The sequence below is a fragment of the Streptomyces sp. NBC_01142 genome (genome assembly GCF_026341125.1).
Taxonomy (GTDB): Bacteria; Actinomycetota; Actinomycetes; order Streptomycetales; family Streptomycetaceae; genus Streptomyces.
In genome coordinates this window covers 326,645-339,797 of the sequence record NZ_JAPEOR010000003.1, presented here as the reverse complement: position 1 = coordinate 339,797, position 13,153 = coordinate 326,645, and the positions used below count along the sequence as shown (strand labels likewise).

Sequence of the window (13,153 nt, the reverse complement as noted above, 5' to 3'; positions counted from 1 at the left end):
TCCCCTGCCAGCAGTATGACGTAGTGTCCAGCTGACTCTGCCCGCCGACTACGACATGGGGATCATCCGTGAACGAGTGGCGACGAAGGGGCAGCTGCTCGACGACTTCCCGGGCCTCGGTCTCAAGGCCTATCTGATACGCGAGCGCGGCGGGGACTCCCCCGTGAACCAGTACGCGCCGCTGTATCTGTGGGCGACGCCCGAGGGCATGAACTCCTTCCTCTGGGGCCCCGGATTCCAGAGACTCGTCGACGACTTCGGGCGGCCCGAGGTGCGGCACTGGACGGGGCTCTCGTACGAGGACGGCCCGGCGTACGGCGCTGCGCCGCGCACCGCCGTACGGCGCCGTCAGCGCATTCCCCAGCCGACTCCGCTCGCCCCCCTGATCGAGGAGGCGGTACGGGAGACCGAACGGCTCGCGCGCCTCGACGGCGTGGTGTCCGCGGCACTCGCCGTCGACCCGCACCACTGGGAGCTGCTGTATTTCTCGCTCTGGGCGCACGACGCTCCCAAGGAGGTCGGCGACCGCTACGAGGTGCTCCACCTCTCGGCCCCGCAGCACGCGGGGCTCCGCCGGGGCAGGCAGTGGTGAGCGGCGTACGCACGGTCCGGACGATCCTCGGCGGCGTACCTGCGGGCTGGCTGGGAGTCTGCGACGCCCACGACCATCTCTTTCTGCGCAGTCCGCGGCTGCCGGGGCAGGAACTGGACGATCCGGAGGCCGCGGCGGCCCGGTTGCACGCCTTCGGGGAGCTGGGCGGGCGGACGGTGGTCCAGTGGACTCCGTACGGGATGGGACGGCAGGCCGGTGCCCTCGCGTCCCTGTCGCGGTCGTCCGGTGTCCAGGTTGGTGGCCGCGACCGGACTGCATCAGTCGGTCCACTACGACGAGGAGCTGATCCGCCGGCTGCGCGACCGCGGCCCCGCCGAGCTCTTCGTCGCCGAACTGACCGAGGGCATCGGCGAGTCGGGCGTCCGGGCCGGGATCGTCAAGGTCGCGGGCACCTTCCACGGCATCGACACGCATGCCCGCCTCACTCTGACGGCTGCGGCCGCTGCCCATCACCGCACGGGCGCACCCCTCGCCGTCCACCTGGAACTGGGCACGGGGGCATATGACGTGCTGGATCTGCTCTGCGGGGAGTTCGGGGTTCCGCCGCAGCGCGTGATCCTCGGACATCTCGGGCGTTCCCCGGATCCGGTGGTCCAGCGGGAGGCCGCCGCGACAGGTGCGTATCTCGCCTTCGACGGCCCGTCGCGGGCACACCACACCACTGACTGGCGGCTGCCCGGGACACTTGCCGCGCTCGCGGACGCCGGCTTCGGCGGTCAGCTGCTGCTGGGCGGGGACACGACGACGCCGGAGACCCCTGGTATGCCGTATCCGCTGCGCAGGCTCCGCCCGGGCCTCGAACTCACTCTGGGCAAAGAGCTCATGGACCGGATACTGGTCGGGAACCCGGCCCTCGCCTGCGCCGTCGACTGGGACCGGGCCGTGCGAGGTTCTGCTGTTCCGCCAGTTTCGCCAGTTCCGCGTTCTGCTGTTCCGCGTTCTACTCCTCCGCCTGCTCCGCCTCCCGCTGAAGCCGGCGGGCGGTGCGCTCCTCGTGGATGAGACGGCCCACGAGCGCGCCGCCGTAGACGACCACCCCGACGCCGACCAGCCAGGACTGAATCACCAGCACGGTCCCGAACGGGCCGTACGTGATGGTGTTCGACGCGATCAGCGGTGAGAAGACCAGCTGGGAGAAGACCCGCAGCCCGAGCATGCACACGGCGGTCGTCACGGCCCCCGGCACCAGCGCCCGCCAGCGGACCCGCCCGCCGAGCAGCAGTCGCTGGGAGAACCAGAAGAACAGGAACGTGCCGATCAGGTCGCCCAGGGCGCCGAGGAGCGCCCTCCACGCGGGGTCGGACGGAACGGGTGCCGTGTTGACGAAGAGCACCAGCGAGAAGATGAGCAGAGCGAGCCAGACGACATGCCGCCACATGGTGTGCCAGCGGGCCGTCGGCAGGTCCCAGACCTTCTCGTAGCCGGTCTGCACCACCGATCCGAAGGTCAGGCCGAAGACGGTGAGCGCGGCGAGGCCGAAGGCCGTCGTACGCTGAAGCGCCTGCCCCGGCATGCCGAACAGCCGCTCGACCTCTTCCTGCGAGGACTCCGAGACTCCCAGCGCCTGGCTCAGCCATCGCGCGAAGCCCTGCCCGCTGGCCGGGTCGGCCGCCGCCACGACGATCAGCAGCGGGACGAGTGTCAGAAAGCCGAGTGCGGCAAAACCCATGGCGCGGTGCATCAACTCGATCTCGCGGCCGCGTTCCCAGCCGAGCCCGACGGGGGAGGCGAGAAACCTGCTCTGCAGGCGCTGGAGCCGGTGCGCGGTGGGCGCCTCGCCGGAAGGCTTCTGGGTCATATGTGATCGACTACCCGTTAGTGCACCGCGAGGCTTCCCTCGTGCCCCCGGACGGGTGTCCGTGCGGCGCCCTGACGCTTGCGCCGGTCACGCTGCGCCACGCCGCCGCTCGGGGAAGCCCTCCCCCGCCTCCCCGCCTCCGCCCGGGTCAGCTGAGCGCGCCGAGGGGGTCGTCGAGGACCGGCTGCCACGCCAGCTCCGCCGCTCCCACCAGGCTGTTGTGGTCGAGTGCGCAGGCCAGGATCGGTACGCCGCCGCTGCGCCCCCACAGACTGCGGTCGGCCACCACGGCACGCAGCCGCTCGGGATCCGCATCGAGCAGCTCGCGGTGCAGCCCGCCGAGGATGATGCGGTCGGGGTTGAGGATGTTGACCAGCCCGGCCAGTCCCAGACCCAGCCGGTCGATGAGCTCCTCGCAGGCGTTCCGCACGGCCGGGTCGTCGTACTCCGTGCGCAGCAGATCCCTCGACTGCTGGAGCAGGGAGACCTCGGGGCCCGGATCACGGCGGGCGGCCGTGAGGAAGGCGAGCGGGTCGGCCTCGACGTCGAGGCAGCCACGGCTGCCGCAGTGGCAGGGGCGGCCTTCGGGGTTGACGGTGAGATGGCCGACCTCGAGCGCGAGGCCCGAACTGCCGGTGTGCAGACGGCCGTCGAGGACGAGCGCGCCGCCGACACCGCGGTGCCCGGTGGCGACGCAGAGCAGGTGTTGCGCGCCGCGGCCCGCGCCGTGGCGGTGCTCGGCCAGCGCGGCGAGGTTGACATCGTTGCCGGTGAAGGCGGGGCCTTGGATCCCCGCGGCCCGGACCCGGTCGGCGAAGATGTCCCGGACGGGGGCCCCGGCCGGCCAGGCCAGGTGGAGCGGGTTGAGTGCGGTGCCTTCCGGTTCGGCGACGGCGGAGGGTACGGCGAGGCCCGCGCCCACGCACCGCCGCCCGCTCTCCCGCAGCAGGGCCGCGCCCGCCTCGACGACCTCGCCGAGTACCTGGGCAGGGTCGGCGGAGACCGTGACGCAGCCGGGCGCGGTGGCGACGGTCCGGCCGCCGAGTGCGACGAGCGCTGCCCGGAATCCGTCGGCGTGCACCTGCGCGGCGAGGACGACGGGGCCTGTGTCGTCGACGGCGAGACGGTGCGAGGGGCGACCTTGGGAGCCGGCGGCCGCGCCCGGCCGGGAGTCGACCCTGATCAGTCCGAGTGCTTCGAGTTCGGCGGCCACGGCGCCTGCGGTGGCGCGGGTGACGCCGAGTTCCGCGGTGAGTACGGCCCGGGTGGGCGCGCGGCCGGTGTGCACCAGTTCCAGTCCAGGGCCGAGCGCGCTGCGGCCTCTGTCCAGCCTCGCCCGGGTCGTCGTCGCCTTGCCGTCCATGGAGGCGAGTCTCCCATGATCCGGAGGCGGGTCAGCCGCCTTGTACGGATCGGGTTCCGGCCTCTATGGTGAGTTTGTGCCGCTACTAAACAAACTACGGACGGCCGCACCGGGGGGACCGGGCGGAAACACCGCCGCACTCCCCCTGGCCCGCCTCCGCGCCGCCCTGACCATCTTCTTCGCCCTCGACGGCTTTCTCTTCGCCGGCTGGGTCGTCCGCATCCCCGCCATCAAGCAGCAGACCGGCTCCTCGGCGAGCGACCTGGGCCTCGCCCTGCTCGGGGTGTCGGCAGGCGCCGTGGTGACGATGACGCTCACCGGCCGTCTCTGCCGCCGCTTCGGCAGCCACCCGGTGACGGTCGCCAGCGGCGTACTGCTGTCGCTGAGCATCGCGCTCCCGCCGCTGACGCATTCGGCGCTCGCCCTCGGGCTGGTGCTGCTGGTGTTCGGGGCCGCGTACGGCGGGATCAATGTCGCCATGAACAGCGCCGCGGTCGATCTCGTCGGGGCCATGCGGCGGCCCGTGATGCCGAGCTTCCACGCGGCGTTCAGCCTCGGCGGAATGATCGGCGCGGGCCTCGGCGGGCTGGTCGCGGGCGGCCTGTCCCCCACCGTGCATCTGCTGACCCTCACCGGTGTCGGCCTGCTGGTCACCGCCGCCGCGGGGCCCGCCCTGCTCCGCCACCCGGCGCCCGGCGCCGAAAAGAGGACGTGGGAGCCCCGGCCGCGCCGCCTTCAGGGCCGCACCCGCCGGCTCGTCGTGCTCTTCGGCGTGATCGCGCTCTGCACGGCGTACGGGGAAGGAGCGATGGCCGACTGGGGCGCGCTCCACCTCGAACAGGATCTGCATGCCCATCCGGGCGTCGCCGCCGCCGGCTACTCGCTGTTCGCGCTGGCCATGACGGCCGGGAGGCTCACCGGTACGACCCTGCTGGAGCGGCTCGGCCAGACCCGCACTCTTGTCGCGGGCGGGACGACGGCGGCGGCCGGCATGCTGCTCGGCGCCCTCGCGCCCACCGCGTGGCTCACGCTGCTGGGCTTCGCCGTGACCGGCCTGGGTCTGGCGAACATCTTCCCGGTGGCGGTGGCCAGGGCGGGAGCACTCGCCGGACCCGGTGGGGTCGCGGCCGCGTCCACGCTCGGCTACGGCGGGATGCTCCTCGGACCGCCCGCGATCGGGTTCCTCGCCGACTGGTTCTCACTGCCGGCCGCACTGACGACGGTGGCGGCTCTCGCGGCCGGTGCGGCGCTGATCGGATACGGGGCACGGAACGCCTCGGTGCCCCGTACGGCTGATGAGCCGTACTCGGGCCTCCCGGACCCGTCGGAGGTGACCATCGAAGGGGCACCCGCTGCGCCGCTGTGTCCGTACGACGGATCTGCCGCAGACCGGTCCCCACTGGCACAATCACCCGCATGGAGACCGCTGGGCTGATCAAGGCCCTCGTGCGCGAGGGCCAGTTGCTGGCCACGGCCGCCTCCGAGGCGGGCCCGGAAGCGGCCGTACCGACCTGCCCCGGCTGGAACGTACGTGACCTGCTGCGCCACACGGGCACGGTCCACCGCTGGGCGACGGCCTTCGTGAACGAGGGTCACACCTCCTTCCATCCCGGCGCGGGCGAGCCCGATCTCGACGGGGACGAGCTGCTGGAGTGGTTCAGGGAGGGGCACGGTCTCCTGGTGGCCGCGCTGAGCGAGGCACCGGCGGATGTGGAGTGCTGGACCTTCCTGCCTGCGCCCTCACCGCTCGCGTTCTGGGCACGGCGGCAGGCGCACGAGACCTCCATCCACCGGGCGGACGCCGAGTCGGCGCTCGCCGGGAAACCGGGAACGGTCGCCGCGGCCTTCGCCGCGGACGGCATCGACGAGCTGCTGTGCGCCTTCCACGCCCGCCCCAAGAGCCGGGTGCGGACGAAGGAGGTGCGCATCCTTCGCGTACGGGCCATCGACACGGACGACGTATGGACCGTACGACTCTCGACGGAGCCCGCACAGACGGAGCGCACCGAAGAGGGGCCTGCGGACTGCGAGTTGAGCGGAACGGCCGAGCAGCTCTATCTGGCGCTCTGGAACCGGCTGCCGCTCACGGCCGCGTCCGTCACCGGCGACGCGGAGCTTGCGCAGCTGTGGCGCGAGCAGTCCGCCATCACCTGGTCGTAGGCCCTCTTACACGGACGGCGGGGAGGACGGGTCCGGCAGCATCCGGGAGAGCACCGCGCGCTGCAGCGGCAGCACGTCGGCATGGCGGGCCCGTCCGGCATCGGTGAGCACGACCCGTACACCCCGCCGGTCCTCACTGCACATCGCGCGCGTCACCAGACCGTCCTTTTCCAGCCGCGCGACCAGGCGTGACAGGGCGCTCTGACTGAGATGGACCCGGGCCGCAAGCTCCTGGACGCGGTACGCACAGCCGCCGCCGTCCGACGACTCCTCGGCGAGCACGTCCAGGACCTCGAAGTCACTGGCGCCCAGCCCGTGCTGATGCAGCGCGCGGTCGAGCTCGCAGATCGTACGGGCATGCAGCGCGAGGACATCGCGCCACTCCTCCGCGAGCGCTCGCTCGGACTTCTTCGCTGCCATGGGCGCACGTTAGCAGAAATCACTCACTTTGTTGCACCGGAATTAAATGCACTTGCAGTCAATGCGCATGCATGTACTGTCCTCCTCATGATCTCTCCGCTCAACGTCCCCGTACCGCAGGAGCGTTGGAGCCCGCGGCTGTGGGGCACCCTGCTCGTGCTCTGCGCCGCGATGTTCCTCGACGCCCTCGACGTCTCGATGGTCGGCGTCGCCCTGCCCTCGATCGCCACCGATCTCGACCTGTCCACCGCGAGCCTGCAGTGGATCGTCAGCGGCTACATCCTCGGATACGGCGGTCTGCTGCTGCTCGGAGGCCGCGCGGCCGACCTGCTCGGCCGCCGCCGGGTCTTCCTGATCGCGCTCGCCGTCTTCGCGCTCGCCTCCCTGCTCGGCGGGCTCGTCGACTCCGGACCGCTGCTGATCGCCAGCCGCTTCATCAAGGGGCTGAGTGCCGCGTTCACCGCGCCGGCGGGGCTCTCCATCATCACCACCACCTTCAAGGAAGGCCCCCAGCGCAACCGCGCGCTGGCCATCTACACCACCTGCGCCGCCACCGGCTTCTCCATGGGCCTGGTCCTGTCCGGACTGCTCACCGAGGTGAGCTGGCGCCTGACGATGCTGCTGCCCGCGCCTGTCGCCCTGATCGCGCTCGTGGCCGGAATCAAGCTGATCCCGCGGAGCAGCCGCGACGGCGCCGGAAAGGGATACGACGTGCCGGGCGCCGTCACCGGCACGGCCTCGATGCTGCTGCTCGTCTTCACCGTCGTGCAGGCCCCCGAGGCGGGCTGGGCCTCGGCGCGCACCCTGCTGTCCTTCCTCGCCGTCGCCGCACTGCTGACCGTCTTCGTCGCGATCGAACGGCGCAGCTCGCACCCGCTGATCCGGCTGGGGGTGCTGCGCTCGGGCAGCCAGATCCGGGCCAACCTCGGTGCCGCCACCTTCTTCGGCTCGTACGTCGGTTTCCAGTTCCTCGTCACGCAGTACATGCAGTCCCTGCTCGGCTGGTCGGCGTTGCAGACGGCGCTGGCCTTCCTTCCGGCGGGTGCGCTGGTGGCGCTCTCCTCGACGAAGATCGGCTCGGTCGTGGACCGGTTCGGCACACCCCGCGTGATAGCCACCGGCCTCACCCTGCTGGTCATCGGGTACGCGCTCTTCCTCCGGATCGACCTCGCACCGAGCTATGCCGCGGTGATCCTGCCCTCGATGCTGCTCATCGGCGCCGCCTGCGCACTGGTCTTCCCCTCGCTCAACATCCAGGCCACCAATGGCGTGGAGGACCACGAACAGGGCATGGTCTCCGGCCTGCTGAACACCTCGATCCAGGTCGGCGGGGCGATCTTCCTCGCTGTCGTCACCGCGGTGATCACGGCAGGCGGTGAGGCGGGCTCTCCGCAGGAGGTGCTGGACAGCTTCCGGCCCGGGCTGGTCGTGGTGACGGCCGTCGCCGTAGCCGGACTGCTCATCACGCTGACCGGTCTGCGTACGCGCCGTGGCACCACGCAGAGCGTCGTGGTCGTCAAGTCCCTCCAGGAGAACGCGGACGAGCCCGAGCGCGTGGCGGTGCACGACTGATACACCCCCTGCACACCCCGCTTCGCGGCGGGGCGGCGGCCGACGCGGAGCTCTTGCCCGTCGGCCGCCGCCCCTGTGACACTTCGGACATGGGCAGACGTACGCAGGCGGACCGGGACGCCATGACGGTCGAGATCGGGTACGCGCTGCTGAGCGCGGTCCTCGTCGCGGCCCTGGTCTTCGGGGTGATCGCGGGACCGAAGCTGATGTTCGCTCTGCCGTACGCCGCCGAGCGCGGACTGCTCGTCGCGGGCTGTGCGGCAGCGGCCGTCACCTTCGTCGTACGCGTGGTGACCGTGCTGTGGCGCTTCTCCGGTACGTCCCCCCGGCCGCCGGCTCAGCCGAGCCAGCCCGGCCGTACCAGCCCCGACTCATAGGCCAGTACCACCAGTTGGGCCCGGTCGCGGGCTCCGAGCTTCACCATCGTGCGGCTCACATGTGTCTTGGCGGTGAGCGGGCTGACGACCAGTCGGCGGGCGATCTCCTCGTTGGACAGGCCGATGCCGACCAGGGCCATCACCTCCCGCTCCCGTTCGGTGAGTGCGCCCAGACCGTCGGCGTCCGCGGGCGCCTTGGAGCGGGCCGCGAACTCGGCGATGAGACGGCGGGTCACTCCCGGCGACAGCAGCGCGTCCCCTTCCACCACCGCCCGTACCGCACGCAGCAGTTCCTCCGGCTCGGTGTCCTTCACCAGGAAGCCGGAGGCACCGGAGCGGATCGCCTCGAAGACGTATTCGTCGAGCTCGAAGGTGGTGAGCATGACCACCTTCACACCGTTCAGCCGCTCGTCCTCGGTGATCCGGCGGGTGGCCGCGAGACCGTCGAGCAGCGGCATACGGATGTCCATCAGCACGACGTCGGGGCGCAGTTCGTGCACCAGACGCACCGCTTCCTCGCCGTCGGCGGCCTCGCCCGTGACCCCGATGTCCTGCTGGGCGTCGAGCAGCGCTCTGAAGCCTGCCCTGACCAGCAGCTGATCGTCGGCGAGCAGTACGCGGATCACATCGTCTCCTTCGGCCGCACAGGGAGGTCGGCCCGTACCCGGAAGCCGCCGTCCGGTCGCGGACCCGCCTCGATCGTGCCACCGAGAGCGGCGGCCCGCTCCCGCATTCCGGCCAGCCCGTTGCCGCTGCCGCCCGCGTCCGAGCCGGTGGCCGGGCCTTCGTCGTCGATACGGAGTTCGAGGCGGCCGGGCGCGTACGCGATCCGTACCCGCGCGGTGCGCGAGCCCGAGTGGCGTACGACATTGGTCAGGGCCTCCTGGACGATCCGGAAGGCGGCGAGATCGGCGCCCGGCGGGAGGGGCACGCGCTCGCCCGCCGTCTCGGTCTCGACGCTCAGGCCGGTACTCGCGGCCTGTTCGACGAGTTCGGGAAGGCGGTCGAGACCGGGAGCGGGCGCGCGGGGAGCGTCGCCCTGCGTACGCAGTGTGTCGAGGACCTGCCGGACCTCGCCGAGGGCCTCCTTGCTCGCCGCCTTGATGGTGGTGAGCGCGGTGCGTGCCTGTTCGGGATCGTTGTCGAGCAGGGCGAGACCCACGCCCGCCTGGACGTTGATGACCGAAATGGAGTGGGCGAGGACATCGTGCAGCTCGCGGGCGATCCGCAGCCGCTCCTCGTCGGCGCGGCGCTTCTCCGAGGCGGCCCGCTCGGCGCGCTCCCGGGCCCAGACCTCGCGCCGGATGCGTACGAGCTCCGACCCGGCGAGGATCGCCACCACCCACGCGGCGATCACCACCTCCTCCCCCCAGGGGGCGGCGTCGTCCGTGCCGGGTGGCAGGTAGGCGTAGAGCCAGTGGGCGATCAGCAGATGCCCCGCCCAGAGGCCGCCGAGCGCCCACCAGGCGGCCTTCCGGTGTCCGGAGACGACCGCGGCGAAGCAGCCCACGGCGACAGTGATGAAGATCGGCCCGTGGGGATACCCCCCGGCCAGATAGAGCAGCGCCGTCGCGGCGACACCGAAGACCGCGACGACGGGCCGTCGGTTGCGCAGCAGAAGAAACGCCGGGCCCGCAAGCAGCAGTACGCGCGCGAAAGCATCGAGCGGACTGCTGGTCGCCGCCTGCCCCTTCGCGGCGAACCCGGTCCCCACCATGACGAACACCGCCAGGGCGAGGGTCGAGGGCCAGGGCACCGTGGCGGCGTTGCGCCGCGCCTCCCACAGCCGCATCAGCGGTGGTCCGCCGCCCCGGGCCCAGGGGGGACCACCACATCTGCGGGCGCGCTGCTCTTCCATACCGCCACGCTAGACCGGGCCCGGGAACGCAGGCGTCAGCCGGGCGTGGCGATCACGCCTACTCCCTGTGCAGTACGCCGCCGGGGTCGCCACGCAGTCCGACCTCGTGTGCGAGCCGGGCCGCGGAGTGGGCGAAGAAGGCGTCGCGTTCCTCGACCACGCGGTTGAACTGGCCGAAGAGCTCGAAGGAGATCAGCCCGAAGAGCTGGGACCAGGCGGCGACCAGGGCCACGACGACCGCGGGCGGCAGATCGGGAGCGAGGTCGGCGGCGAGCCGGCGTGCTTCGGGGCGCAGTCCGTCGGCGAGCGGGGGGAGCGCAATGCCGTCCGCGCGGTGGGCGTCGCGGGCGACGGAGATCAGCGCGAGTCCGACGCGAGAGGCGGGGCCGATGGTGTCCTGGGGCGCGGTGTAGCCCGGGACCGGGGAGCCGTAGATCAGTGCGTACTCATGGGGGTGGGCGAGGGCCCAGGTGCGTACCGCCGAGCAGAGGGCGATCCAGCGGGCGAGGTGGCGGGCCGGGCGGGCCGTCGCACCGGGGCCGGCGGCGGTCTCGGCTTCGGTTTCCGTTTCGGTCTCAGCTACGGCGTCTGCTTCTGCGAGCCGAGCTCCGGCGTCTGCTTTCGCGAGTGCGGTCTCGGCGGCCGTGCCGACCGAGTCGTAGGCGTCGACGATCAGGGCGGTCAGCAAGTCGTCGCGGCTGGGGAAGTAGCGGTAGAGGGCGGAGGAGACCATCCCCAGTTCGCGGGCGACGGCGCGCAGGGACAGCTTCGCGGCGCCCTCGGCCGCGAGCTGCTTGCGGGCCTCGTCCTTGATTGCCGCGGTGACTTCGATACGGGCCCGTTCCCTGGCCCCTCGGACTGTGCTCATGGGAGACAGTGTGCCACTTTTCAGAGCGCTGCACTGAAATGAGAGCAGTGCTCTTGCTTTGGATCACCATTTTCGTACACACTGCTCTCAAGCGAGAGCAGTGCTCACAGTTTCGAAGGAGTCCCGATGTCCGAGCTGTCCGCACACGTCATGAAGCCCGGCTGGATCACCGTCAATGTCATCAACCGAGCCGTCGCATGGATGACCCGGCGCGGCATCAGCGTCTGGGGCTCCCGAGTCCTCGCCGTACGAGGCCGCAAGAGCGGCGAATGGCGGCGCACCCCCGTCAACCTGCTCACGGTGAACGGAGAGCAGTACCTGGTGGCCCCGCGCGGCCATGTCCAGTGGACCCACAACATGCGCGCCGCGGGCGGCGGTGAACTGCATCTGGGCAAGCACGTCCAGGTGTTCACCGCCGAGGAGGTGGCGGACGACGACAAGCCCACCCTGCTGCGCATCTACCTCAAGCGCTGGAAGGCCGAGGTCGGCGTGTTCTTCGGCGGCGTCGGCCCCGACTCCTCCGACGAGGAGCTGCGCGCCGTCGCTCCCAAGCACCCGGTCTTCCGGATCACGGTGAAGTGACTCTGCACAGGGACGCGGCACTGCACAGGGACGCGGCACTGCACAGGGACGCGGCACTGCGCAGCACCGGCACAGCCGCCTGCCTCCCTCCGCACCGCGCACGCCCTCGTGCACGCGGCGTACGCTCCCGCGCACGCCCCCGTACACCTCCGCAGTACGCCCCCCTTACGCCTCCGCACCCGTTAGGCGCGCCGGTCCATCGCCTCCAGCGCGCGCCGCGCCATCGGATGCGTACGCACCAGCCCGGCCAGCGTCGTCGATCCGCGCGCGATGTCCGCGAACGCCTTCCAGGCGGGCCGGAAACCGGTGATCGCCGCATGCAGCAGCCCCGGGCGGCGCTCGAAGAGGGCGAGCATCCGCCGCCCGACCCCCATCTCCACACCCAGTCCCGACTTGATCGCAAACGCGTAATTCAGGGCTTGGCGGCGCGCGTCCACGGCGTCATGGGCCTCCGAGATCCTGGCCGCCCACTCCCCCGCGAGCCGCCCCGACCGCAGCGCGAAGGAGATCCCCTCGCGGGTCCACGGCTCAAGCAGCCCTGCCGCGTCCCCGCACACCAGCACCCGCCCGCGCGACAGGGGCGAGTCGTCGCTGCGGCACCGGGTCAGATGCCCGGAGGAGACCGCCGGCTCGAATCCGGCGAGCCCCAGCCGCGCGATGAAGTCCTCCAGATAGCGCTTGGTCGCCGCGCCCTCGCCCCGCGCCGAGATCACTCCGACCGTCAGCGTCCGCCCCTTGGGGAACACCCAGCCGTAACTCCCAGGCATCGGGCCCCAGTCGATGAGCACCCGGCCCGCCCAGTCGTCGGCTACCGTCGCCGGCACCGGAATCTCCGCCTCCAGGCCGAGGTCCACCTGGTCGAGCTTCACCCCGACATGCGCCCCTATCCGGCTGGCGCTGCCGTCCGCGCCGACGACCGCACGCGCCAGTACGGTCTCGCCGTCCGCCAGCACCACGGCGACCGTGCGCCGGTCCGGCACGGCGGGACCGTGCTGCTCGACGCGGGCGACGGTCGCGCCGGTGCGCAGCACGGCACCCGCCTTCTGTGCCTGCTCCACCAGTCCCGCGTCGAACTCGGGGCGGTTGATGAGCCCGAAGAGCATCCGCCGGGAGCGGCGTGTACGCGTCAGTCGGCCGTTCAGCGAGAAGGTGACGGCGTGCACCTTGTCCTGCAACGGTAGTTCGAAGCCGGGCGGAAGACTGTCACGCGAGGGACCGATGATCCCTCCACCGCATGTTTTGTAGCGGGGCAGTTCGGACTTCTCCAGCAGCAGCACCTGCCGGCCGGCCACCGCCGCCGCATAGGCCGCCGAAGCTCCCGCCGGTCCGCCGCCGACCACGACGACGTCCCACACCGGCTCGCCGTGCTCACTTGCTGCCCCTGCCCCGGCGGCACCGTTCTCGCTGCTCACGATGTGTTTCTGCTCCCGATCCGACCCGTGGCCCATGCTCTCGACGGCATCCTACGGCGCAGTCGGGTTCCGCCCCCTGTGGGAGGATCGACCACACATTCGCCGTACACACATCACATAACGTCGCACC

13 protein-coding genes and 1 pseudogene are annotated in these 13,153 nt (G+C 71.5%); 7 read left to right on the top strand and 7 right to left on the bottom strand.

The features are described from left to right. The first annotated feature begins 31 nt into the window (after window positions 1–31). Together OG883_RS35675 and OG883_RS35670 are read left to right on the top strand one after the other, a co-directional pair. Window positions 32–592 carry a DUF4865 family protein gene (locus OG883_RS35675; protein ID WP_266553111.1) on the top strand — a complete coding sequence of 187 codons (561 nt, stop codon included), beginning with the start codon at window positions 32–34 and terminating at the stop codon, window positions 590–592. Continuing rightward, window positions 586–1,483 (top strand): annotated as a pseudogene (locus OG883_RS35670) (phosphotriesterase); the annotation flags it as partial. The gene OG883_RS35675 and the pseudogene OG883_RS35670, both read left to right, overlap by 7 nt. Window positions 1,484–1,553: 70 nt before the next feature. Here OG883_RS35670 and OG883_RS35665 read toward each other — a convergent pair. Together OG883_RS35665 and OG883_RS35660 are read right to left on the bottom strand one after the other, a co-directional pair. Beyond that, on the bottom strand, window positions 1,554–2,411 hold the full coding sequence (locus OG883_RS35665) for a YhjD/YihY/BrkB family envelope integrity protein (RefSeq protein WP_266550574.1): 858 nt from the start codon (window positions 2,409–2,411) through the stop codon (window positions 1,554–1,556). A gap of 148 nt (window positions 2,412–2,559) precedes the next feature. Beyond that, window positions 2,560–3,774, bottom strand: coding sequence for an ROK family protein (locus OG883_RS35660; RefSeq protein WP_266550571.1), 1,215 nt, complete (start codon window positions 3,772–3,774; stop codon window positions 2,560–2,562). A 76-nt stretch (window positions 3,775–3,850) separates the two neighbouring features. Here OG883_RS35660 and OG883_RS35655 point away from each other — a divergent pair, with 76 nt between their 5' ends. Beyond that, a complete protein-coding gene (locus OG883_RS35655; RefSeq protein ID WP_266550568.1) occupies window positions 3,851–5,209 on the top strand; it encodes an MFS transporter in 1,359 nt (452 codons plus the stop codon). Next, window positions 5,191–5,934: a maleylpyruvate isomerase family mycothiol-dependent enzyme gene (locus tag OG883_RS35650; protein ID WP_266550565.1), complete on the top strand. Its 744-nt coding sequence runs from the start codon at window positions 5,191–5,193 to the stop codon at window positions 5,932–5,934. Before OG883_RS35655 ends, OG883_RS35650 begins: the two co-directional genes overlap by 19 nt. A gap of 6 nt (window positions 5,935–5,940) precedes the next feature. On the opposite strand, the gene OG883_RS35645 is transcribed toward OG883_RS35650, so the two are convergent. After that, complete coding sequence (locus OG883_RS35645) at window positions 5,941–6,354, bottom strand: MarR family winged helix-turn-helix transcriptional regulator (RefSeq protein WP_266550562.1); 414 nt, start codon at window positions 6,352–6,354, stop codon at window positions 5,941–5,943. A gap of 87 nt (window positions 6,355–6,441) precedes the next feature. Between OG883_RS35645 and OG883_RS35640 the strand changes: the two genes are divergently transcribed. Further along, window positions 6,442–7,926, top strand: coding sequence for an MFS transporter (locus OG883_RS35640; protein ID WP_266550559.1), 1,485 nt, complete (start codon window positions 6,442–6,444; stop codon window positions 7,924–7,926). 89 nt (window positions 7,927–8,015) lie between these two features. After that, the gene (locus tag OG883_RS35635) at window positions 8,016–8,303 is read left to right on the top strand and encodes a DUF6332 family protein (RefSeq protein WP_266550557.1); all 288 of its coding nucleotides are present in this window, start codon (window positions 8,016–8,018) and stop codon (window positions 8,301–8,303) included. Here the strand turns inward: OG883_RS35635 and OG883_RS35630 are convergent. Genes OG883_RS35630 through OG883_RS35620 form a run of 3 tightly spaced genes read right to left on the bottom strand, consistent with a single transcriptional unit; the run spans window position 8,264 to window position 11,029 of the window. Further along, a complete protein-coding gene (locus OG883_RS35630; protein ID WP_266550555.1) occupies window positions 8,264–8,929 on the bottom strand; it encodes a response regulator transcription factor in 666 nt (221 codons plus the stop codon). The two genes, OG883_RS35635 and OG883_RS35630, sit on opposite strands and share 40 nt — an antisense overlap. Next, a complete protein-coding gene (locus OG883_RS35625; RefSeq protein ID WP_266550552.1) occupies window positions 8,926–10,161 on the bottom strand; it encodes a sensor histidine kinase in 1,236 nt (411 codons plus the stop codon). Before OG883_RS35625 ends, OG883_RS35630 begins: the two co-directional genes overlap by 4 nt. Window positions 10,162–10,219: 58 nt before the next feature. Then, window positions 10,220–11,029, bottom strand: coding sequence for a TetR/AcrR family transcriptional regulator (locus OG883_RS35620; RefSeq protein ID WP_266550549.1), 810 nt, complete (start codon window positions 11,027–11,029; stop codon window positions 10,220–10,222). A gap of 126 nt (window positions 11,030–11,155) precedes the next feature. On the opposite strand from OG883_RS35620, the gene OG883_RS35615 reads away from it, so the two are divergent. Then, entirely contained in the window at window positions 11,156–11,611 is a 456-nt protein-coding gene (locus tag OG883_RS35615; RefSeq protein WP_266550546.1) for a nitroreductase family deazaflavin-dependent oxidoreductase, read from the top strand. Window positions 11,612–11,793: 182 nt separating this feature from the next. On the opposite strand, the gene OG883_RS35610 is transcribed toward OG883_RS35615, so the two are convergent. After that, on the bottom strand, window positions 11,794–13,059 hold the full coding sequence (locus OG883_RS35610) for a geranylgeranyl reductase family protein (RefSeq protein ID WP_266550544.1): 1,266 nt from the start codon (window positions 13,057–13,059) through the stop codon (window positions 11,794–11,796). Between the last annotated feature and the right edge of the window lie 94 nt (window positions 13,060–13,153).

What these genes read in the sequence shown, in the direction of transcription:
- OG883_RS35665 (WP_266550574.1), bottom strand. Translation starts at nt 2,411, where the DNA reads ATGACCCAGAAGCCTTCCGGCGAGGCGCCCACCGCGCACCGGCTCCAG.
- OG883_RS35660 (WP_266550571.1), bottom strand. Translation starts at nt 3,774, where the DNA reads ATGGACGGCAAGGCGACGACGACCCGGGCGAGGCTGGACAGAGGCCGC.
- OG883_RS35650 (WP_266550565.1), top strand. Translation starts at nt 5,191, where the DNA reads ATGGAGACCGCTGGGCTGATCAAGGCCCTCGTGCGCGAGGGCCAGTTG.
- OG883_RS35645 (WP_266550562.1), bottom strand. Translation starts at nt 6,354, where the DNA reads ATGGCAGCGAAGAAGTCCGAGCGAGCGCTCGCGGAGGAGTGGCGCGAT.
- OG883_RS35640 (WP_266550559.1), top strand. Translation starts at nt 6,442, where the DNA reads ATGATCTCTCCGCTCAACGTCCCCGTACCGCAGGAGCGTTGGAGCCCG.
- OG883_RS35635 (WP_266550557.1), top strand. Translation starts at nt 8,016, where the DNA reads ATGGGCAGACGTACGCAGGCGGACCGGGACGCCATGACGGTCGAGATC.
- OG883_RS35625 (WP_266550552.1), bottom strand. Translation starts at nt 10,161, where the DNA reads ATGGAAGAGCAGCGCGCCCGCAGATGTGGTGGTCCCCCCTGGGCCCGG.
- OG883_RS35620 (WP_266550549.1), bottom strand. Translation starts at nt 11,029, where the DNA reads ATGAGCACAGTCCGAGGGGCCAGGGAACGGGCCCGTATCGAAGTCACC.
- OG883_RS35615 (WP_266550546.1), top strand. Translation starts at nt 11,156, where the DNA reads ATGTCCGAGCTGTCCGCACACGTCATGAAGCCCGGCTGGATCACCGTC.
- OG883_RS35610 (WP_266550544.1), bottom strand. Translation starts at nt 13,059, where the DNA reads ATGGGCCACGGGTCGGATCGGGAGCAGAAACACATCGTGAGCAGCGAG.